This window comes from Devosia sp. (assembly GCF_017744655.1).
In the GTDB taxonomy this organism is placed as follows: domain Bacteria; phylum Pseudomonadota; class Alphaproteobacteria; order Rhizobiales; family Devosiaceae; genus Devosia.
In genome coordinates this window covers 162,990-182,182 of the sequence record NZ_JAGIAW010000009.1, presented here as the reverse complement: position 1 = coordinate 182,182, position 19,193 = coordinate 162,990, and the positions used below count along the sequence as shown (strand labels likewise).

Genomic DNA, 19,193 nt, shown 5'->3' with positions numbered 1-19,193 from the left:
GGCATCAAACATGTTCGATTTCCTTGTTCAGAATGCCCGAAATCTCGGCCATGACGGCGGCGGGCAAGGGGCCTTTTTCCAAAGCGCCGAGATTGTCGCGGACCTGCGCTTCGGTCTTGAAGCCGGGGATGGGAATGGTGTGCGGCGAGCGGGCCAGGTTCCAGCCCAGTGCGCCCTGAGCGAGGGTGCGGCCGCCTGATGTGAGGAGGTCGCGGAGCGCGTCGACAACGGCGAGGGTTTCGGGCTTTGGTTTGCCATCGGCAAAGAACCGCACCCAGCTATGACCCGCGGCCCGCACATCGTCCTTGGCAAGGCGCGAAGAGGCGGAAAACTTGCCGCTCAGCATGCCCATGGCGAGGGGCGAGCGATTGAGGCTCGCAAGTTCAGCCTCGGCACAGAGGGTCAGCATGTCTGCCCCGTCGCAGAGCACGCTCAACTCCTGCTGGACCGCGGCAAAGTGCGGATATTTCAGCATGCGCCGGGCGGCAGCGGCATTGTCGGTGCTCCAGCCCCAGGCGCGGATGCGACCTTTTTCGACAAGGCCTTCCAGCGCCTCGCCGGCCCGATCGGCGAGGTCGTCACTGAGGTCGCCGACATGGATCTGGTAGAGATCGATGCAGTCCATCCCGAGGCGTTTTAGCGACTTGGCTGAGGCCCAGTCGATATAGCTCGGCGACACATCGGTCGCGACCAGCGCCTTGCTGCCCTCGTCATAGGTGAAGCCGAATTTGGTGGCGACAAAAGCGTCGTCGCGGCGGCCTTTCAGGGCGCTGCCCAAAATGCTCTCGCTATGACCGGTACCATAGGCATCGGCTGTGTCGAAGAGGTTGGCGCCGAGGTCGAGCGCCAGCTCGATCGAGCGCACAGATTGGGCGTCATCGACCTGGCCCCAACCGTCATTGCGCCCGTCGAGGGTGAAGTGACCGCCAATGGCCCAGCAGCCCATGCCCACGGCCCCAACCTTTGGGCCATTGGGTCCGAGTTTGCGCTTGTCCATCATGGTCAGCATCCTTCTTCGGGTTGCGCGGAAATGAAGTCGTTGATGCCGCTGCGCCTGGTGCCGATATCGGTCAGCAGGCGATCGTCGAGCAGCGACAGCTTTCGCCGCGTGATATTGCGCAAGTGCCAGCGGCGCAGCCGATTGGTGATGGGTTCGAACATGATTTCGTCTCCTCGGAATTTCGCGCGAAAGCACCCCTGCGCCGGACTTCTATCCGGCGTTTCAAAACGGGTGCTTTCGCTTGAGGTCAGGACCGCTCCCGGCGATCCCATGAGGAGATAATTGCGCGCTCTCATGTCGTTACGCTACAGTCGAGACTGCAAGGCACTTTGCAGAAATGAAAAATGGATTTCTCCTGGGACGATCTCCGGCTGTTTCTCGATGTGGCACGGCTGGGTGGGCTGAGCGCCGCGACGGAAACGACCGGCCTTTCCGCGGCAACGCTGGGGCGGCGGGTGACGGCGCTGGAGCGACAGGTGGGCGAGCCGCTTTTCCTGCGCAGCCAGACCGGCTATCGGCTGACCCCTTCGGGGGAAGAGCTGCTGCTGCGCGCCGAAGAAGTGGAAGGCGCCATGCTCTCGCTCAAACGCTGGAAGGACGGCGCCATCGGCGAGCGCGTGGTCCGCGTTTCGGCTGGACCATGGACCTCGGCATTCCTTGCCAAAAATATTGGGAAAATCTGGACCGCGGGCGATCGCTTCGCGCTTGAGCTGGTCACGGCCAGCCACAAGGTCGATATTGGCCGTCGCAATGCCGATATCGGCATCCGCAACCAGCGCCCGACCGAGCAATGGCTGGCGGGGCGGCTCATTGGAAAAGTCGCCTATGGGCTCTATGCGCGGCCGGAGCTGATCAGCGGCGTGGCGGCTGGTTATTTCGTCGGCGTCGCCGGCGACGGTAGCCAGACCCATTCGGCCCGCTGGCTCCATGCGCGGCATGGCGACCGCATCGCGACGCGCGGCAATGACGCCATGAGCGTTTTGGAACTGGTGGCAGCAGGCGCCGGCATGTCGGTTTTTCCCTGCTTTGTCGGCGACAGCGATCCGCGGGTCGATCGCATGGCCGGCACCATTCCCGAGCTCGAAACCGATCAATGGCTCGTCTGTCACCACGAGGAGCGCCACACCCCCGCCGTGCGCGCCGTCACCGAGCGTATCGCGGCGCTGATGCAGGAAAATGGGCCGCTGTTTCGCGGGGAAAAGCCGGTCTACGGGTAGTTCCCGAGCGCTTCGTTAGGCCCCCATTAGGGGCTTGGGCCTAGCATCCGCTTCCGGGAATGCAGCAGGGACAGCGGTGCTATGAAAGCATACGCCTATGTCGTCGGGCCAGGGGACGCGGCCTGGCAGACGCTTTTCGACATGGCCGGTGATCTCGGCTTTGCCGGCGTGTCGGACTATCGCGGCCTCAGCCAGGTGGAGCAGCAGGCGGGCGAAACCCCGGTCTGCTATTTTCTGTTTTCGGCTGCGACGGACCTGAGGGAAATCAGGCCTGTCGCCGAAGCCATCCGCTTTTCGTCTTCGCGCGCCATTCGCTTTTCGCCCATGGTCTATTGCGCGGGGGATCCCTCCGTCGAAACCATCATGGCCTGCATCAATATGGGCTTTGACGATATCGTGGCCCTGCCCCAATCCAAGCCGAAACTGCGCCAACGCCTCGCCCGGCAGATCGGGCACAACATGGTCTTTTACGAGACCGAAGGCTACTTTGGTCCCGACCGGCGCAATCGGGTCGCGGCGCTCAAACCGAACCCGGTGATCACGCGCGTCGGTGGACCGTTCCGGCGCCTCGAAATCGTCCGCAATCTGCTCGATGGCGTCTCGGTGCTGCGCGACGAGTTTTCCAACCCAACTGCCGATGTGGCAGCAATGCAAACGTTGCAATAAACTCTATTGGGGCGGGTGCGCGCCCATTTCACTGCGCCGTGAAATGTCTTAACGTCGCGCCCGACTGATCTTTAGAGCATTTTTCCATCATGCGATTCGGCATCGAGCTGCCGCCCCAGATCAAGGTCTTCGGGGCGTTTTTCATTTATTCCTTTGCCATGGGCAGCATTTTTCCGCGCCTGCCCGATATCCAGACCGCCATGGGCGTCGGCGAAGGTGCGCTCGGCCTGGCGTTGATCGGCTCGGCCGTGGGCACGCTGATCTCGCTGACCTTTGCCGGCCGAGTGGTCGAAGCCGTGGGCTATCGCCGCGTGCTGCTCACCGCCATTCCCCTGCTCTCGGCGCTTTATGCGCTGGCGAGCTGGGCGCAGACCCCGCTCGCTTTCTTCCTTCTGCTGCTGCCGGTTGGTCTCACCATCGGTGCCATCGAAGTGATCATCAATGTCGAGGCCGACCGCGTCGAACACGCCATCGGCCGCCGCATCATGAGCCGTGCCCATGCCTTCTGGAGCCTCGGTTTCTTCGCCGCCGGCATGGTGGGCTCCTTCATCGCCCAGACCGGGCTCGAAGTGCACTACCACCTGCTCATCATGATCCCGGTGATCATCGTTGCGACCCTGACCGTGCTTGGCCGCTTCGAACCCGCGCCGCATCGCGCCGGCACCAGCACCGATGAAGCGCCGCGCTTTGCCCGCCCCACCGTCACCATCATGGCTCTGGTCGGCGTCTGCATTTCGGCCATGCTGATGGAAGGCGCCGGCATCGACTGGTCGGCCATTTACATGCGCAATCTCTTTGATGCCGAACCCTTCTGGGCCGGTCTTGCAGTGGCCACCGTTGCCGGTTCGCAGGGCGTGGCGCGTTTCTTTGCCGATAGTTTTGTCGAGCGTTTTAGCCCGGTGCTGGTCGCTCGCGTGCTGCTCACGGTTCTCGGTATCGGCGTGCTGCTGGCCTTCTTCGCGCCGGCCGCCTGGGTCGCCTATCTCGGCTTTGCCCTGATCGGCGTCGGCTCCAGTGCGCTCTTCCCGCTCGCCATGTCGGCTGCCGCGCAGCAGACCGACCGTCCAGCCGCCGTCAATGTGGCCGCGCTGGCGCAGTTCTCCTTCACCGCATTCCTGCTTGGACCGCCGCTCCTCGGCTTTATCGGCGAGCATTTTGGCATCCAGTGGGTGTTTGGCGTCGGCATTCCGCTCGTGCTGCTCGGCTTTGCCACGGCCCATGTCCTGTCGCCAAAACCGGTTCTGCGTGAGGCGACATCATGATCGCCCCCCAGCACCGCATCTATGCCAGCTTCTTCCTCTTCGCCGTGACGACGGGCGCGCTGATGGCGCGTCTCCCCGATATCCAGACCCATCTCGGCATCACCGAAGGCCAGCTGGGTCTGACCATGATCGGCATGGCCATCGGCTCGTTGATTTCGTTGACCTTTGGGCCGCCGGTCGTCGAAAAACTCGGCTTCCGCAAGACGGCGCTTCTTACAGTGCTCGGGCCTGCGCTGCTCTTTTCGACCATTCCCTGGCTGCCGGTCGCGCCGGCCATGTTTGCCGTGCTGTTCGTTGCAGGCCTGCTCGCCGGTGCGCTTGAAATCAATCTCAACGTGGAAATCGACCGACTTGAAGTGCAGACCGGTCAGCGCTTCATGAACCGCGCCCATGGTTTCTGGAGCGTCGGCTTTTTCGTCACGGCACTGTTTGGCGCCATGATCCGCCAGTCAGGGCTTTCTGCCGGCTGGCATCTCGGTATCGTGGCCATCATCGTCGTGGCCGTGGCCGGCTACCTGCTGTTCTCGGCCACCGAGGCGCCAAAACCGGTGCGGGCCGAGGGCGAGGGTACGCATCGCTTTGCCTTCCCCAATCTCGGTCTCCTGCCGCTCTGCCTCATCGGTTTTGCTGCCTTCCTCGTCGAAGGCGCGGGCATCGACTGGTCAGCCATCTACATGCGCAATGTCTTTGCCGTGGAGCCCTTCATCGGCGGCATGGGCCTGACGCTCTTTGCCTTCTTCATGGCGGCGATGCGTCTCTCGGCCGATCCCATCGTCGCGCGCTTCGGCCCGCGCTATGTCGCCATGGTAATGCTGACCGCAGCAAGCCTCGGCGCCCTGCTCGTCGGCAACGCGCCCACGGCAACATTGGCGCTGGTTGGCTTTGCCCTGATGGGCGCCGGCTGTTCGGCGGTCTACCCGCTGGCCGTTTCGGCCGCGGCGCAGCGCACCGATCGTCCCGCGGCGGTCAATGTAGCCGCTATCGGCCAGGTCAGCTTCGTGGTCTTCTTCCTCGCCCCGCCGCTCCTCGGCTTCGTCGCCGAATTTTTCGGTATCCGCTGGTCCTACCTCATCTGCCTGCCGCTGCTGCTCGCCGGCCTCTGGGCGTCCAGTTTCGCCCTGGGCACCAAAAAGGTAGAAGCGCCCCACGGCCTGCCGCCCGAGCCGACGCCGCTCGGCTGATCGGCGAAAAGCATTGCTGACGGGTTCTGACGCCGAAAGGCGGCAGAACCCTCGCAAGGAGATTCTTTCATGCGTCCGCACCACCGGATTTTCGGGGTCTTTTTCATTTTCGCGCTCTCGATGGGCGCCATGCTGTCGCGCCTGCCCGACCTGCAGTTCCAGTTTGGATTGAGCGAGGGACAGCTGGGGCTGATGCTGATTGCCATGTCCTGCGGGGCGCTGGTGGGCCTCACCTTTTCCGGCCCCTTTATCGCCCGCTATCCCGCGCGCACCGGCATCTTCGTCACCATTTTTATTGCGTCCGCGCTTTATGCGCTGGTGCCCTTCATGCCCTCGGCGCTCTTCGTCGTGCCGCTGCTGTTTTTCGCCGGCATCTGTGCCGGTGCGGTAGAAATCATCGTCAATCTTGAGGCCGACCGGCTCGAAGCCCAGCTTGGCTACGGCATCATGAGCCGCACCCATGGCATGTGGAGCCTTGGCTTCTTCGTCACGGCGCTGATCAGTTCCGGTCTGCGGCAGGCCGGTGTGCCTGTCACCGTGCATCTCGTCGCGGCGCTGATCGTGGTTGTGATTGCCGGCCTCTTCGTCTTCCGCGGCATCGAGAATGCGCCCCTGCGGCCCGATTCCCATGCCGGCGAAGCACCCCGTATCGCTTTTCCCACCATGGGCCTTGCCGCGCTCTGCATCATCGGCGCCGCGCCGCTCCTTGCCGAGGGCGCCGGGATCGATTGGTCCGCGATCTATATGCGCGACGTTTTTCACGTCGAACCTTTTATCGGCGGGCTCAGCGTTACCGTCTTTTCGCTGGCAATGGCCATTGCGCGCCTGACCATGGATGGCGTCGTCGACCGCTTTTCACCGCGCGCCGTGGCCGCAACGCTGCTGCTGATCGCCATGACCGGCCTGATCCTCGTGGCCACGGCTCCGCACGAATATGTGGCCCTCCTGGGTTTTGTGCTGACCGGCATCGGCTGTTCTGCGGTCTATCCTCTGGCCGTCTCGGCGGCAGCGCAGCGCACCGACAGGCCGGCCTCTGTCAATGTCGCTTCATTGGGGCAGATGACCTTTGTGGTTTTCTTCCTTGCCCCGCCGCTGCTCGGTTTTGTGGCCGAAGAGTTCGGCATCCGCATGTCCTACTGGGTCGTGGTGCCGCTGCTGGTCGCGGCGCTCTTGGTCATCCGCGCCCTGCCGGCGCGAAAACCTGCTGTGGCCGTCCATGGCTGAGGAGCTGCCGCCCATTGTCGATCTCCGGCAATCGGCCACGGCCCTGCGCGTGCAGCGCGGGGTGATGCGCATGTTGCGTGAGCGGCACGACATGGCCTGCTATGCCGAAGTGCCGCTCAGCAATGGCCGGCGCGCCGACGTTCTGGCGGTGGGGCCCAAGGGCGAGATCTGGATCATCGAGATCAAATCGAGCCTCATTGATTTTCAGGTCGACCGCAAATGGCCCGAATACCGCGAATTCTCCGACAAGTTCTTTTTTGCCAAACCGCCCGAGCTCGATGGGGAAATTTTTCCGGACAGCGAAGGCCTCATTGTTGCCGACGGGCATGATGGCGCCATTCTGCGCGATAGTCCCGACACTCCCCTTGCTCCTGCCCGCCGCAAGGCACTGATGCTCAAACTCGCCCGCCTCGGCGCCGACCGCATCCATGTGCTGATGGACCCCGGTCCGCGCTAAAACACTGACTTGACCATGACCTCTGCCCGCTGGCGCGTTATTGCGCTGTTCTTCACCCACGCCCTGGCTGCCGGCGCGATCCATACGCGCATTCCCGACCTGCAGTTGGCCATGGGCCTGTCCGAGGGGCAGCTTGGGCTTGTGCTGATCGGCCAGCCGCTCGGTGCGCTGTCGATGTTCCTGTTTTCGAGCGCCATCATCGAGCGTTTCGGACCGCGCCGGACCATTCTGGCAGTGCTGCCCATCGTCATCATCACGGCGGCTCTGGCGACCGTGCTGCTGCATCCGATTGCGCTGTTCACCCTTCTCGCCTTCAATGGCATCGGCTTCTCGCTCAGCAATATTGCGATGAATGTTGAGGCCGACCGGGTAGAGGCGGCGACGGGCGCGCGGGTGATGAACACCTGCCACGGCATCTGGAGCGTCGGGTTTTTGCTCACCTCGCTGCTTGGTGCGACGCTGCGCGGTTTTCATGTCGATCCCGCCATTCACCTCTGGGCGCTGGCACCGGTGCTGATCGCGCTTTTGCTCGTTGTGGTCGTGCCCATGCCGGTCATGCCGCCGCGGCCGCATAGCGGCGAAAAAGTCAAAAAGTTGGCGCTGCCGACGCTGGCGACACTTGGTCTTGTTGCCTTCGGCCTCGGCGCCGGGCTCACTGAAGGCGCCTCGCGCGCCTGGTCGATTATTTATCTGCGCGACAATTTTGAAGTGTCGCCTTTTGTCGAGTCGCTGGCTTTGCCCGCTCTACTCGCCGCTATGGCAGCGGGCAGGTTGCTGGCTGATCGTGTCATTGATCGCTTTGGGCCGGTGCGGGTGGCCCGGCTGCTTTCGGCCGTCGCCGTGGCAGGCATGGTGCTGATCGTGCTCTCGCCCGATGCCTATGTGGCGCTGGCCGGCTTCGTGATCGTGGGCATCGGCATCTGCGTGCTTTATCCGCTGATGCTCTCGGCTGCCGCACGGATCGGGGATCGCCCAGCGAGCCAGAACGTGGCCGCGACGACGCTGATCTTCCAGCTCGTCAATCTCGGCGCGCCCGCCTTGATCGGCGCTGTCGCGCAGGGGCTCGGGGTGCGCATGGCGTTTTCCATGCTCATCCCCTTGCTTGTTCTGACCTTTGTGATGGCCGGGCGCCTGAAGCCGCGCCCGGCATCGTAGAAACTACTCGTCAAACGCTTGCGTCTCGACCGGGGTGACCGGTGTCGGCACGGGCGCCGGGCTGGGCGCGGCGCCCAGTTCCGAGAGTTTTCGCTGCAGCGATGTCATCAGCGCCAGTTTTTCAGTATCGGGCAGATCGTGCAGGCGCTGGCTCAGGCGGATGGTAAAATCCGAGAAGGCATTGTGCCAATCGGCCGGCAACTGCCTGAGATCGACGCGACGGGCGGCCGGCGCCTTGGCTGCGGCAATGCCAGCAGCGGTGAGTTCAAAATAGTCGTCGAGTTGGGGCAGGACGATCTGGTCGCCACCGAGACCCGTTGCCATTAGCGCGGCGCGGAGGGCCGTACGCTCCTCGTCCTCGCCATGGGTCAGGAAGATGGCGCCATGGGCTGGCAGGCGTTCCTTGATCCACTCCATCAGTTCCGAATGATCGGCGTGAGCGGAATAATTGCCCATGGAGCGGATGGTCGCGCGGACGGGCACAAGCGTGCCGTGGATACGCACTTCCTTGGCGCCGGAGAGAATGATCTGACCCAGCGTGCCCGGAGCCTGATAGCCAACAAAAAGCACGGTGGCATTGGAGCGGATCAGGTTGTTCCTGAGGTGATGTTTTATCCGCCCGGCGTCGGCCATGCCCGAGGCCGACATGATGATGGCGCCGCCCTTGATGGCGTTGAGCGCCTTTGAATCCTCAACCGCCTCGATGATGCGGAAGCGCGGATCGTTGAAGAGCTCGTCCGCCGTCAGCTCCGTATCTTCGAACATCTTTGCATATTTGCGGTAGACGCCGGTCACCTTGCTGGCGAGCGGGGAGTCGAGCACCACGAGGCGTGGATCGATCTCGCCATCGCGGATGAGGACGCCGATATCGTGCAGAAGTTCCTGACTGCGTTCGACGGCGAAGGCGGGAATGACGAGATTGCCGCCCTTTTGCATGGCAAGGTTGATTTCGGTCTTCAGCGCCTCGCGGCGCTGTACGAGGGTATAATCCTCGCGCTCGCGGCCGCCATAGGTGGATTCGCAGAGGATGTAGTCGAAGTCCGAGGGGCCCTCGGGCTCGTTGTAGAAGACCTTCTCGTCCGGGCCGATATCGCCCGAAAACATCAGGCGCACCGGCTTGCCGTCGCCATTCATTACTTCCACTTCGATCGAGGCCGAACCGATGATGTGGCCGGCATTCCAATAGCGGGCGCGCACGCCGGGGCCGGGATTGATCCACTCGCCATAATTGCAGGTTTGCCGATGGAGCAGCGCCTCGGTGGCGTCTTCCATGGTGTAGAGGGGCTTGGCCGGTTCATCGCCGCGACGCCCGCGCTTCTTGGTCTCGCGCTCGGCTTCGCTTTCCTGAATGCCGGCGCTGTCGGGAAGGAGATATTCGAGCAGACCCGCGGTTGGTTCGGTCATCCACATCGGCCCGCGCCAGCCTTCCGCGTAAAGTTTCGGAAGCAGGCCCGCATGGTCGATATGGGCATGCGTCAACAGCAAAAAATCGATTTCTTGGGGGTTGAAGGGCGTGGGTTTGAGGTTCAGGTCGCGCACCGACTTGTTGCCCTGAAACAGCCCGCAATCGACGAGGAATTGCCCCTGTGGGTGCACCACGCGGTAGCACGATCCGGTGACCGTCCCTGCTGCGCCGTGGAAATGGAGGGTCACCGTCATCGAAAAACTCCAGATTTTTCTTCTTGGGCGTCGAACTTAGCCCCACCCATTCGTCAAAGTCGAGGCAGCGGGCAACTGTGATGGTGCCCCAGCTGTTTTGCTTGCAAGAATGAGGAGAGACGAAATGACCTATATCGATGGCTTTGTCGCTGCCGTGCCCAAGGCAAACAAGGAACAGTATATCACCCATGCCCGCGGGGTCGCCGAACTCGCCAGGCAATGGGGCGCGACGCGCACCGTCGAGAACTGGGGCGATGACGTCCCGCCGGGCAAGGTCACCGACTTTCAGCGCGCCGTTCAGGCCAAGGAAGACGAGGTGATCGTCTTCTCCTGGATCGAATATCCGGACAAGGCGACGCGGGATGCCGTAATGAAGAAAATGATGGAAGACCCGGCCATGAAGAACGTCCCCGACATGCCGTTCGACGGCCAGCGGATGATCTTTGGCGGGTTTTCGACGCTGTTTGAGGTCTAACGCAAGGCAAACGCTGCGTCATCCCCGCGAAAGCGGGAATCTCGCTTACGGAAACAGAGATCCCCGCTTTCGCGGGGATGACGCGGTGACTTGTGCTGCTTAGCGCGGCGCGCGCTTGGCGAGAATCCGCTGCAGCGTGCGCCGATGCATGTTGAGGCGGCGGGCGGTCTCCGAGACATTGCGATCGCAGAGTTCATAAACGCGCTGGATGTGCTCCCAGCGCACCCGGTCGGCCGACATCGGATTTTCCGGCGGCTCGGGCTTGTCTTCGCCTGTCGCAAGCAGCGCGTTGATGACGTCGTCGGCATCGGCGGGTTTGGAGAGATAGTCCATCGCCCCGAGTTTCACCGCGGTCACCGCAGTGGCGATATTGCCATAGCCGGTCAGCACCACGGCGCGGGCATCGGGCCGCGCCTGATGCAGGGCCGAAACCACTTCAAGCCCATTGCCGTCTTCAAGACGGAGATCGACGACCGCGAAGGCGGGGGGCTGTTCGGCCACCGCCGCAACACCGGCAGCGACTGACGAAGCGGTGCGCACGGCAAAGCCGCGCCGGGCCATGGCCCGTTCGAGCCGGGTGAGGAAGGCCGCATCGTCATCGACCAGCAACAAGCTGGGATCGGCCGCGAGGAGTTCTTCGAGCGTGTTCATGGCGCTTTCTTTAGGCGTTTGCCGCTCTTTCGTCAAAATCGACCGGGTGCGACACGATCACAGTGCCGAGCGCGGCCAGGTGATGGTGACACGGGCATGGCCCGTCGGCTTTTCGTTTTCAAAACTGAGCCGCGCTCCGGTGCGCTCGAGAAGGGTCTTGGCGATGAAGATGCCAAGGCCCAACCCGCCGGGCTGATGGGCATCGGCGCCATGCGGATCGCGCGGGCGGGTCGTGAGATAGGGTTCGCCGAGCCGGGCGATGAGTTCGGGCGCAAAGCCCGGGCCATCGTCGGTCACCGTGACGGTGATCGTCGCCTGGTCCCACTCGGTATCGATGCGCACGGTTTCTCGCGCATAGCCCGTGGCATTTTCGATAAGATTGCCAAGGCCATAAAGAAGGCCGACCGAACGCGGAAACACCGGCGGCGTGCCCGTTGCGCGCTCTGAATAGAACAAAATAACCTTGCCGCGGCCCTCATGCGGGCGGGCGACTTCGGCCAGAATGTCGGTCAGCGGCGCCTTGGCAAACATGTCGGCCGGATCGCTGCCGAGGTTTCGCAGTTTTGACAGAATGGCCCGGCAGCGGGCGGCCTGCGAGATGATCAGTTCGACGTCTTCGGCCAGAGGACTGCCTTCTTCCACTTCGGCGCGCATTTCCTTGGCGGCCAGCGCAATGGTCGATAGCGGCGTGCCCAATTCGTGCGCGGCCGCAGCCGCGAGGCCATCGAGTGCGGACAGTTGTTCGCGATGCGAAAGCGCAAGTTCGGTGGCCGCCAGCGCGTCGGCGATCAAACGCGATTCATGGGCGACACGGATCGTATAGGCCGCGATGAAGGCAATGCCGCAGATGATCGAGACCCAGATGCCGATCACATAGATGCGGTTGAACACCAATTCCTCGCCCGGCACCCAAGGGAGGGGCATGTGGAGAACCGAAATCACTGAGGCCAGAACGGCAGCGAGCGCCGAAATCAGCAGTGTTTCTCGCGGCGGCAAGGTGGTCGCCGACACCGAAACCGGCGCCAGCAGCAGCAGGGCAAAAGGATTGAGCAGCCCACCGGTCAGCGCCAGCAGGCCACCCAATTGGCAGAGGTCGAAGGCGAGCTGAATGGCGGCAAAATGCGGGGAAAGCTGGCCTTTGGCGCCGTAACGCATGAAGAGCCCGACATTGAGCCCGGCCGAAAGCGCGATCAGCGCCAGGCATTCCCAAAGCGGCAGCGGATAGCCAAGGGCCATATGGACAAAGAGCACGCCCACGGTCTGGCCGACGACGGCCAGCCAGCGCAGCAATACCAGCGTCTGCAGGCGTAGGGGGCGCCAGTGCGAGGCATCGTCGCTGATGGAAAGGCTTTCTTCGCTCATGATTTTGGAGAACGTCTATGCGCCGCATAGGAAGGGAAAAGCGTCATTTCAAGCCAAAAAATCCCATAGGCACATTCTTGATCCTGCCCCCGGCAGGGCCACGTTATCAGCATCGCGACGTGACTGGGAAACGAAACGACATGAACACAGCAATCATCAAACCGCAATGGTCGCCACTGACCATCGCCCTCATGGTACTCGGCTTCATCATCTTCTGGCCGGTTGGCCTTGCCGTCCTTGGCTACATCCTCTGGGGTGAGAAGTTTGGCGGCTCTGCCGAAAAAGCACAAAGCTACTGGAACAAGGGATGTGGCTATATGCGCAACAACAAGAAGCACTTTGGCGGCATGGGCCGTGACTTTTCCTCCTCGGGCAATGCTGCCTTCGACGACTATCGCGCCGAACAGCTTCGCCGTCTTGACGAAGAACGCGCCCGCCTCGATGCCGAAATCGACGCCTTCCACGAATATATGGCCAACCTGCGCAAGGCCAAGGATCGCGAAGAGTTCGATCGCTTCATGAGCGAGCACCGTGGCAATCGCCAGGGTTTTGGCGACAACAACCAGAACAACAACAATTGGGGCAATAACGGCTAAGGCCGGCCCCCTTTCCCGACCTCCCAAGTGAACTGGCGCCCGCAAGGGCGCCTTTTTTGTTTGGGGGTCGTGGGTGACGCGCCAAAGCCGAGTAACAAAAAGCCCGCCGGGCGCAAGCCTGGCGGGCCAGAATTCAAGTCGCCTTATGGCAACCTGCAGCGCTCTTTTGGAGCTTACTGCTGAATGAGGGTCAGGTTGACAGCGGACTCGCGGCCGTCACGGCCGGTCTCGACTTCGTAGGTGACCTTGTCGTTTTCATAAAGGCCATCGACGCCCGAACGCTGAACAGCGGAGATGTGGACGAAGTGGTCCTTGCCGCCGGTTTCGGGGGTGATGAAGCCAAAACCCTTGGTGGCGTTGAAGAATTTGACGGTGCCGGTGATGGTGGCCATTTTGATTTCCTTAAAGCTCGGAGCCGAAGCGAAGAGCGTTCCCCTCCGCAACATGCAAGAGGGCCTACAGACGTTCGCAACATGGATCTTAGAGCCTAGGACCGGAAATACCGGAAGCAGGCCGCCGACTTAGGCAGAAACGTATGGGCGCCCTTATGCCAGTGGATCGTGGCCAGAGCAAGACCGCAAACGAAAGTTCGAGCTATGCGCTGGAAGCGTGACCGCGCGAACCCCCGGCTCTCCGACGAAATAAGCCGTGGCCTCGCCTGATTTTTTTAGCGCCACATCCCGGCTTCGCGTCACCGCTTGACTCACTCATTTAGTGTGATACAAGCGTAGCACACTAGATAGGCACGACACATGGATGATTTTCACGCGAGCCAGCCGATCTTCGTGCAGATTCGGCAGCGGCTGATCGAGATGATCCTGCGTGGCGCGGTGGGGGAGGGCGATGCCCTGCCCTCGGTGCGCCAGATTGCAGCAGAGCTTTCGGTCAATCCGCTGACGGTCACCAAGGCCTTTGAAGCCCTGGTCGAAATCGGCGTGGTGGAGAAACGGAGGGGTCTTGGAATGTTCGTTACCCAGGGCGCACGCGAAAAACTGCTCACCCACGAGCGCGACAAATTTCTCAAGGAGGATTGGCCGCGCATCCTTACCCAGATCAAGGCGCTGGACCTTGATCCCAAATCCCTCTTTGCCGAAACCCCGGTGGAGCCAAAGCCATGACTGACACCAATCTCACGCTGGAACCCGTCGTCACCGCGCGGGGTCTCAAGAAAAAATTCGGCCGCAAGGAAATCCTGCACGGGCTGGATTTCGACATTCCCGCCGGCCGCATCTATGGCCTTGTCGGTCACAATGGCGCGGGCAAGACCACAACGCTCAATGCCATGCTGGGGCTGACGAGCTATGAGGGCAGCATTCGCGTCCTCGGCGAAGATCCCTTCGCCCGGCGCGCCAAATTGATGGAAAACGTCGCCTTCATTTCCGATGTGGCGAGCTTGCCACGTTTTCTGCGTGTCCGTGAGCTCTTTGCGCTCCTCTCCAACATCCACCCCAATTTTTCGACCGACAAGGCGCGCAGCTTCCTCGAAGGCACCGACATCAAGCCCGAGATGAAGATCAAGACGCTGTCCAAGGGCATGGTGGCGCAGCTTCACCTCGCCGTGGTCATGGCGATCGATGCCAAGCTGCTGGTGCTCGACGAGCCGACGCTTGGCCTCGACATCACCTATCGCAAGCGCTTCTACCGGCGGCTGCTTGAAGACTACATGACCGAGGAACGGACCCTGATCATCACCACCCATCAGGTGGACGAGATCGAGTTCATGCTGTCCGACATCATGTTCATCCGGGATGGCGACCTGATCCTCCACATGCAGATGGAGACGGTGAACGAGAAATTTTCCCAGCTCGTGACCAATGAGCCGGACCTGCAGGCTCAGGCCCGCGCGCTTGGCCCGGTCTATGAGGAAACCCGCTTCGGCCAGACCGTCTTCATCTATGACGGCGTTGCCCGCGAACAGCTGGAGCCGCTCGGCAAGGTGTCGACGCCGACGCTCAGCGATCTCTTTGTCGCGCTGATGCAGCGACCGACAGCCAATCCGGAGACCACCCGATGAAGGCTTTTGCTGCCCTCGTGCATCGCGAATATATCGAGCATCGCGGTGCCTTCTTCATCGCGCCGCTGATCATGGTCGCGATTGTCTTTCTGCTCACCATCTTCGCCTTCAGCGTCGACCGCATCAACACGCGCTTTTCCGGCCAGATGCTGACGGTGATGCCCACCTGGGTATTCGAGGCGGGCTTTGCCGCGCTCGCCGCCGGGTGGCTGGCCTATCTGGGCTTCGTGCTGTTCTTCTACTGCGCCGATGGCTTTGCCGCCGACAAGCGCAACAATGCCATGCTGTTCTGGAAGTCCATGCCGGCTTCGGACCTGAAAGTGCTGTTGAGCAAGCTCACTGCCGCCATGACCATCCTGCCCGGCTCGATCTTTGCCGTGGCCCTTCTCAGCATCGTCCTGATGTTTGGCGTTGCCTATGTAACGACGATGATCGCGGGCCTTGGCAGTGCCACCCTGCTCTGGAGCATTCTGGGGATTTTTGCGCAGATGAGCCTGGTTCTCCTCGTCGTCATCGCCTGCGCCCTCCTCTGGTACCTGCCCTATATGGCCCTGGTCGGGGCCATGGGCACGGCGGCGGGTCGCTGGGCAATTCCGCTGGCCCTGCTGCTGCCCTCGATCCTCTCCGTGCTCGAATGGGTCGTCATGGGCGGCGGCATGCATCCCTTTGCGACGCGCACCTGGGACTATCTCAACTACCGCTCGCAATTCCCGATCGCCTTCGACTATCTCGACCGCGTCTGGGAAGGGCAGCAGGCTTTCGATGCCATGGCCTTCACCGTCGATTTCCTGCAGAAATTCGACTGGTTGCAGGTCGGTATCGGCGCCGTCTTCGCCTTTGTGGCCATCTACATAGCCAGCGAATATCGCCGCCGCTCCGCCGCCAATTGACGTCACTGCCGGCTCTCGCCAAAGTGCCGCCGCTTCCGTGAGGAGGCGGCGGCTTTTCGTTCCCGAGGTCCCATGCGCATCCACCTGGTGCAGTGCCATCCGCTTGCCGACAGCCTCAATGCGCATCTGGGCGGCCGTATCGCGCAGATGCTGATCGAAGCCGGGCAAGAGGTCGACCGGCTCGACCTTTATGCCCATGGCTTTGCGCCCGCCCTGAGCGCGGAGGAAAGGCGCGCCCAATACACCACCCTGATCGTTCCGCCCGATATCGAGCCGCTGCAGGCAAGGCTTAGCGCCGCCGAGCATCTTGTCCTCGTCTTTCCCACCTGGTGGTTTTCTCTGCCCGCCATGCTCAAGGGCTGGTTGGACCGCGTTTGGACTCCCGGCTTTGCCTATGAACATGGCACACCGATCCAGCCGAAACTGACCGGGCTGAAATCCGTCACCGTGGTGACGACCCTTGGCTCGCCCTGGTGGGTTGACAAGCTGGTCATGCACCAGCCGGTAAAAAAGGTGCTGAAAATGGCCATAGTCGGCTCCTGCGCTCCGCAGGCAAAGTTCAGGATGCTGTCCCTCCACGGGGCCGAGAACGTGGACGCCCTACGTCTCGAACGCTTCGAAGGCAAGATCGCAAAGGCGCTGGGCGCGCTCGACTAGGATGAGAGCCCTTTGGCATCTTGGCCGCCCGTGCTAAGGCCGCGCCGAACAAGGATTGCCTCATGACCCTGCCCACCATTGTCAGCTTCTGGCACGGCCCGATGAGCTGGCTCGAAATTCTGTGCATCACCTCCTTCGTCCGGCAGGGACACCTTATAGAGGTCTATTCCTACGAGCCCGTCACCGGCCTGCCTGCGGGTGCTGAATGGCGCGACGCGGCCAATGTGCTGCCGCAGGAAAAGCTGGTCTTTTACAAGGGCCGCGGCACGCCCGGCGTCTTTTCCGACCATTTCCGCTATGCGGCACTAAAGGCCGGGCTCGGTGTCTATGCCGATCTCGACATGTATTGCCTGAAACCCATGGCGGGCCCCTTCGACTACCTCATGGCCTGGGAACGGCCGGGCTCGGTCAATGGCGCCGTACTCTATATGGCGCCGGATGCTCCACCGCTCGCCGACTTGATTTCGGTCTTCGAGGAAAAGCAGCGCCCGCTGCTCGAGCCGCACCTGCCCCCGCTCCGCCGCGTGGAAGTCGCCATCCGCCGGCTGTTCGGCGAGCGCGTCACCCCCGAACATATGCAATATGGCGCCACCGGCCCCATGGCCCTCACCCATTTCGTGGCGCAACACGGCCTCACGGCGCGGGTGCTGCCCTCGGCAACCTTCTACCCCGTGCCCTATGAAGGCATTCCAGCATTGATGAAATCGGGCTCCGACCTCGACACGGCGATAAAACCCGAAACCCTCGGCATCCACCTCTGGCGCAGCCAGTTGACCGACCGCGGCCGCGCCGGCCTGCCGCTGCCCGAGGCGGGGAGTGCATTGGCAAAACTCTGCGCCCACGAGGGAATTGATCCCTCGAAGGCCGCTTAACGCCCCAAGCGCAGCTTCTTCAGCCACCACCGCTTCCAGCGATGCCGCGCAAAGCGGTAGAAGAGTTCATTGGTCATGACGTGGCGATAAAAGCGCGCAAAGGCCACCGACTGGAGCATGCCCGCCAGCACGCCCCAGGGTTTGCGCTCGGCAGTATAGTGGAGGATGGCCGGATCGACGCCATCATGGGCGTGGCGGGCATCGATGACGTTCCAGCGCCAGGGCAGTTTTAGCCACTTGCCCTTGAAGACCAGGTTGAGCAGGTCCTGATCATAGTAGATCCGCTGCATGATGCCGCTGGCATAGGCCTCTTCCATGCGGCCGATAACGTCGGCCTCGCGCCATTTGGCGATATCGATAAACACCATGCCGGCGTTGAAATAATAGTCGGCGGGGTCAAAGATGTCGCGGTTCTCTTTGAGATCGCGCCGGCCGGTGATGAGCGCTCCGATCGAATCGCGCACCGCCGCGATGGAGTTGCCCTCAAGGTCGAGGTTGAAAAAGAACGCCACGTCCTCGCGCACCAGCATGTCGCAATCGAGATAGAGAATGCGCTCGACATCGGGCGCAACGAGGCGGTCGATCATCAGCCGTGCATAAACGATATTGGAGAGGCGCTTGTTCTCCGGCATGCGTTTGGCGATGTCCTGAAACATTGCCGACTGGTCGAGATCGTACCAGCGCAGTTCGACCGGAAACTCTTCCCTGATCCGCTCGAGATCGGCGCGATGTTCGACCGTAAGCGTGCGATGGCAGAGATGGAAAACCAGCTCCTGCCGCCGATGGGAGAAGAGACACACCGAACGCATGGTCGCATAGGCCGGGGCCCAGAAATTGTCGTCAAACGTCAGTGCAACATGCATCGCCATATGTCGGCCCTAAGCGAAAATCTGGAGCTGAAAGCCAGCCGTCACGGCTTTTCACGCGCGGCAGGCCCAGTCAAGTCGCGCGCTAGCGGCTCAGCCTGAGCGTCTTCTTCCACCATCGTTTCCAGCGATGCCGGGCGAAGCGATAGAAGATATCGTTGGTCATCACGTGCCGATACCAGCGGGCATAGGCGGCGCGGCGCAAAATGCCTGAAAGCAGAAACCAGGGTTTCCCCTTGAGCGTATAGTGCAGAATCGCGCCATCAAGCGGTTCGTGCACCGGATGGGCATCGACTACGTTCCAGAACCAGGGCAGCGGCGTCCAGCGCCCATGAAAAACGAGATTGAGCATATCCTGGTCGAAATAGAGCCGATCCATCAGCCCTCTGCCGGCAATGGCGGCGATCTCCGCCTTGATGTTGATACTGCGCCATTGGGTGAGATCGATGACCAGCATGCCGGAATTGAAATAGGGATCGGCGGGGTCGAAAATGTCCCGCTTCTGCCGCATCTCCTTCCCCGCCGCAATGAAGGGGGCGAGAGCATCGCGTACGGCGCCAAGCGGGCGCCCCTCGAGATCGATCTCGAACAGGTTTTCGATCGGCGCGCGCACCAGCATGTCGCAATCGAGATAGATGGCGCGTTCAATATCGCTGGGCAGGAGATCGGCCACCAGCATGCGGGCATAGACGATTTTCGGCCATTGGGCCGAGGCGGGTAGTTCGGCTACGAAGAAGTCGAACAGCGCCGAATCCGCCACCGGGTACCACTTGAGGGTGGCGCCAAACTCGCGCACGACGCCTTCGAGATCATAACGATGCTCATCCGATATCGGCATGTGGAGCAGGTGGAAAACCAGGTCCTTGCGCCGATGGGTCGAAAGGCACACCGAGCGCATGACCGTATAGGCCGGGGCCCAAAAGTTGTCGTCAAAGGCGAGGACGATGTGGATGGGTGCGCTCATTCCGCTCTCGGGCTCAATCTATGGG

At 62.0% G+C, this 19,193-nt stretch carries 22 protein-coding genes; 14 read left to right on the top strand and 8 right to left on the bottom strand.

The genetic code is table 11. The features are described 5' to 3' along the window. Positions 1-4: 4 nt before the first annotated feature. The gene (locus J7557_RS17225; RefSeq protein WP_291421278.1) at positions 5-1,009 is read right to left on the bottom strand and encodes an aldo/keto reductase; all 1,005 of its coding nucleotides are present in this window, start codon (positions 1,007-1,009) and stop codon (positions 5-7) included. After that, a complete protein-coding gene (locus J7557_RS17220) occupies positions 1,003-1,161 on the bottom strand; it encodes a DUF1127 domain-containing protein (protein WP_291421277.1) in 159 nt (52 codons plus the stop codon). Before J7557_RS17220 ends, J7557_RS17225 begins: the two co-directional genes overlap by 7 nt. Before the next feature lie 183 nt (positions 1,162-1,344). On the opposite strand from J7557_RS17220, the gene J7557_RS17215 reads away from it, so the two are divergent. From J7557_RS17215 to J7557_RS17185, 7 genes are all read left to right on the top strand, one after another. Continuing rightward, positions 1,345-2,217 carry a LysR family transcriptional regulator gene (locus J7557_RS17215; RefSeq protein ID WP_291421276.1) on the top strand — a complete coding sequence of 291 codons (873 nt, stop codon included), beginning with the start codon at positions 1,345-1,347 and terminating at the stop codon, positions 2,215-2,217. Positions 2,218-2,298: 81 nt separating this feature from the next. Next, on the top strand, positions 2,299-2,883 hold the full coding sequence (locus J7557_RS17210; RefSeq protein ID WP_291421275.1) for a hypothetical protein: 585 nt from the start codon (positions 2,299-2,301) through the stop codon (positions 2,881-2,883). Between the two features lie 89 nt (positions 2,884-2,972). Beyond that, entirely contained in the window at positions 2,973-4,145 is a 1,173-nt protein-coding gene (locus J7557_RS17205) for an MFS transporter (RefSeq protein ID WP_291421274.1), read from the top strand. Continuing rightward, positions 4,139-5,326, top strand: coding sequence for an MFS transporter (locus J7557_RS17200; protein ID WP_291421435.1), 1,188 nt, complete (start codon positions 4,139-4,141; stop codon positions 5,324-5,326). The genes J7557_RS17205 and J7557_RS17200 overlap by 7 nt, the downstream gene beginning before the upstream one ends. Before the next feature lie 69 nt (positions 5,327-5,395). After that, positions 5,396-6,550: an MFS transporter gene (locus J7557_RS17195; RefSeq protein ID WP_291421273.1), complete on the top strand. Its 1,155-nt coding sequence runs from the start codon at positions 5,396-5,398 to the stop codon at positions 6,548-6,550. Beyond that, positions 6,543-7,007: an MmcB family DNA repair protein gene (locus tag J7557_RS17190; protein ID WP_291421272.1), complete on the top strand. Its 465-nt coding sequence runs from the start codon at positions 6,543-6,545 to the stop codon at positions 7,005-7,007. Before J7557_RS17195 ends, J7557_RS17190 begins: the two co-directional genes overlap by 8 nt. A gap of 15 nt (positions 7,008-7,022) precedes the next feature. Further along, complete coding sequence (locus tag J7557_RS17185) at positions 7,023-8,162, top strand: MFS transporter (RefSeq protein WP_291421271.1); 1,140 nt, start codon at positions 7,023-7,025, stop codon at positions 8,160-8,162. Positions 8,163-8,165: 3 nt separating this feature from the next. Here J7557_RS17185 and J7557_RS17180 read toward each other — a convergent pair whose 3' ends face one another. Beyond that, the gene (locus J7557_RS17180; RefSeq protein ID WP_291421270.1) at positions 8,166-9,821 is read right to left on the bottom strand and encodes an MBL fold metallo-hydrolase RNA specificity domain-containing protein; all 1,656 of its coding nucleotides are present in this window, start codon (positions 9,819-9,821) and stop codon (positions 8,166-8,168) included. 124 nt (positions 9,822-9,945) lie between these two features. Between J7557_RS17180 and J7557_RS17175 the strand changes: the two genes are divergently transcribed. Continuing rightward, a complete protein-coding gene (locus J7557_RS17175) occupies positions 9,946-10,296 on the top strand; it encodes a DUF1428 domain-containing protein (protein ID WP_291421269.1) in 351 nt (116 codons plus the stop codon). A gap of 99 nt (positions 10,297-10,395) precedes the next feature. Here the strand turns inward: J7557_RS17175 and J7557_RS17170 are convergent, their stop codons facing one another. Both J7557_RS17170 and J7557_RS17165 read right to left on the bottom strand, forming a co-directional pair. Further along, positions 10,396-10,947: an ActR/PrrA/RegA family redox response regulator transcription factor gene (locus tag J7557_RS17170; RefSeq protein ID WP_291421268.1), complete on the bottom strand. Its 552-nt coding sequence runs from the start codon at positions 10,945-10,947 to the stop codon at positions 10,396-10,398. A gap of 57 nt (positions 10,948-11,004) precedes the next feature. After that, a complete protein-coding gene (locus tag J7557_RS17165) occupies positions 11,005-12,309 on the bottom strand; it encodes an ActS/PrrB/RegB family redox-sensitive histidine kinase (RefSeq protein ID WP_291421267.1) in 1,305 nt (434 codons plus the stop codon). 140 nt (positions 12,310-12,449) lie between these two features. Here J7557_RS17165 and J7557_RS17160 point away from each other — a divergent pair, with 140 nt between their 5' ends. Then, positions 12,450-12,905: a DUF2852 domain-containing protein gene (locus J7557_RS17160; RefSeq protein WP_291421266.1), complete on the top strand. Its 456-nt coding sequence runs from the start codon at positions 12,450-12,452 to the stop codon at positions 12,903-12,905. Between the two features lie 173 nt (positions 12,906-13,078). Here J7557_RS17160 and J7557_RS17155 read toward each other — a convergent pair whose 3' ends face one another. Continuing rightward, a complete protein-coding gene (locus J7557_RS17155; RefSeq protein ID WP_035079940.1) occupies positions 13,079-13,297 on the bottom strand; it encodes a cold-shock protein in 219 nt (72 codons plus the stop codon). Between the two features lie 360 nt (positions 13,298-13,657). Here J7557_RS17155 and J7557_RS17150 point away from each other — a divergent pair, with 360 nt between their 5' ends. The 5 genes from J7557_RS17150 to J7557_RS17130 all read left to right on the top strand — a co-directional run bounded on the left by J7557_RS17150 (position 13,658) and on the right by J7557_RS17130 (position 17,338). Then, positions 13,658-14,023 carry a GntR family transcriptional regulator gene (locus J7557_RS17150; protein ID WP_291421265.1) on the top strand — a complete coding sequence of 122 codons (366 nt, stop codon included), beginning with the start codon at positions 13,658-13,660 and terminating at the stop codon, positions 14,021-14,023. Further along, complete coding sequence (locus tag J7557_RS17145; RefSeq protein ID WP_291421264.1) at positions 14,020-14,919, top strand: ABC transporter ATP-binding protein; 900 nt, start codon at positions 14,020-14,022, stop codon at positions 14,917-14,919. The genes J7557_RS17150 and J7557_RS17145 overlap by 4 nt, the downstream gene beginning before the upstream one ends. Beyond that, on the top strand, positions 14,916-15,809 hold the full coding sequence (locus J7557_RS17140) for a hypothetical protein (protein WP_291421263.1): 894 nt from the start codon (positions 14,916-14,918) through the stop codon (positions 15,807-15,809). The genes J7557_RS17145 and J7557_RS17140 overlap by 4 nt, the downstream gene beginning before the upstream one ends. Positions 15,810-15,881: 72 nt before the next feature. Then, the gene (locus J7557_RS17135) at positions 15,882-16,466 is read left to right on the top strand and encodes an NAD(P)H-dependent oxidoreductase (protein ID WP_291421262.1); all 585 of its coding nucleotides are present in this window, start codon (positions 15,882-15,884) and stop codon (positions 16,464-16,466) included. Between the two features lie 62 nt (positions 16,467-16,528). Continuing rightward, positions 16,529-17,338: a glycosyltransferase gene (locus J7557_RS17130; protein WP_291421261.1), complete on the top strand. Its 810-nt coding sequence runs from the start codon at positions 16,529-16,531 to the stop codon at positions 17,336-17,338. On the opposite strand, the gene J7557_RS17125 is transcribed toward J7557_RS17130, so the two are convergent. Together J7557_RS17125 and J7557_RS17120 are read right to left on the bottom strand one after the other, a co-directional pair. Beyond that, entirely contained in the window at positions 17,335-18,207 is an 873-nt protein-coding gene (locus J7557_RS17125; RefSeq protein WP_291421260.1) for a glycosyltransferase family 8 protein, read from the bottom strand. The two genes, J7557_RS17130 and J7557_RS17125, sit on opposite strands and share 4 nt — an antisense overlap. An 82-nt stretch (positions 18,208-18,289) precedes the next feature. Next, a complete protein-coding gene (locus J7557_RS17120; RefSeq protein WP_291421259.1) occupies positions 18,290-19,168 on the bottom strand; it encodes a glycosyltransferase family 8 protein in 879 nt (292 codons plus the stop codon). Positions 19,169-19,193: the final 25 nt, after the last annotated feature.

Excerpts from the sequence above, each read along its gene's own strand:
- J7557_RS17225 (WP_291421278.1), bottom strand. The coding sequence starts at position 1,009 with ATGCTGACCATGATGGACAAGCGCAAACTCGGACCCAATGGCCCAAAG.
- J7557_RS17220 (WP_291421277.1), bottom strand. The coding sequence starts at position 1,161 with ATGTTCGAACCCATCACCAATCGGCTGCGCCGCTGGCACTTGCGCAAT.
- J7557_RS17215 (WP_291421276.1), top strand. The coding sequence starts at position 1,345 with ATGGATTTCTCCTGGGACGATCTCCGGCTGTTTCTCGATGTGGCACGG.
- J7557_RS17210 (WP_291421275.1), top strand. The coding sequence starts at position 2,299 with ATGAAAGCATACGCCTATGTCGTCGGGCCAGGGGACGCGGCCTGGCAG.
- J7557_RS17205 (WP_291421274.1), top strand. The coding sequence starts at position 2,973 with ATGCGATTCGGCATCGAGCTGCCGCCCCAGATCAAGGTCTTCGGGGCG.
- J7557_RS17195 (WP_291421273.1), top strand. The coding sequence starts at position 5,396 with ATGCGTCCGCACCACCGGATTTTCGGGGTCTTTTTCATTTTCGCGCTC.
- J7557_RS17190 (WP_291421272.1), top strand. The coding sequence starts at position 6,543 with ATGGCTGAGGAGCTGCCGCCCATTGTCGATCTCCGGCAATCGGCCACG.
- J7557_RS17185 (WP_291421271.1), top strand. The coding sequence starts at position 7,023 with ATGACCTCTGCCCGCTGGCGCGTTATTGCGCTGTTCTTCACCCACGCC.
- J7557_RS17180 (WP_291421270.1), bottom strand. The coding sequence starts at position 9,821 with ATGACGGTGACCCTCCATTTCCACGGCGCAGCAGGGACGGTCACCGGA.
- J7557_RS17175 (WP_291421269.1), top strand. The coding sequence starts at position 9,946 with ATGACCTATATCGATGGCTTTGTCGCTGCCGTGCCCAAGGCAAACAAG.
- J7557_RS17170 (WP_291421268.1), bottom strand. The coding sequence starts at position 10,947 with ATGAACACGCTCGAAGAACTCCTCGCGGCCGATCCCAGCTTGTTGCTG.
- J7557_RS17165 (WP_291421267.1), bottom strand. The coding sequence starts at position 12,309 with ATGAGCGAAGAAAGCCTTTCCATCAGCGACGATGCCTCGCACTGGCGC.
- J7557_RS17160 (WP_291421266.1), top strand. The coding sequence starts at position 12,450 with ATGAACACAGCAATCATCAAACCGCAATGGTCGCCACTGACCATCGCC.
- J7557_RS17155 (WP_035079940.1), bottom strand. The coding sequence starts at position 13,297 with ATGGCCACCATCACCGGCACCGTCAAATTCTTCAACGCCACCAAGGGT.
- J7557_RS17150 (WP_291421265.1), top strand. The coding sequence starts at position 13,658 with ATGGATGATTTTCACGCGAGCCAGCCGATCTTCGTGCAGATTCGGCAG.
- J7557_RS17145 (WP_291421264.1), top strand. The coding sequence starts at position 14,020 with ATGACTGACACCAATCTCACGCTGGAACCCGTCGTCACCGCGCGGGGT.
- J7557_RS17140 (WP_291421263.1), top strand. The coding sequence starts at position 14,916 with ATGAAGGCTTTTGCTGCCCTCGTGCATCGCGAATATATCGAGCATCGC.
- J7557_RS17135 (WP_291421262.1), top strand. The coding sequence starts at position 15,882 with ATGCGCATCCACCTGGTGCAGTGCCATCCGCTTGCCGACAGCCTCAAT.
- J7557_RS17130 (WP_291421261.1), top strand. The coding sequence starts at position 16,529 with ATGACCCTGCCCACCATTGTCAGCTTCTGGCACGGCCCGATGAGCTGG.
- J7557_RS17125 (WP_291421260.1), bottom strand. The coding sequence starts at position 18,207 with ATGGCGATGCATGTTGCACTGACGTTTGACGACAATTTCTGGGCCCCG.
- J7557_RS17120 (WP_291421259.1), bottom strand. The coding sequence starts at position 19,168 with ATGAGCGCACCCATCCACATCGTCCTCGCCTTTGACGACAACTTTTGG.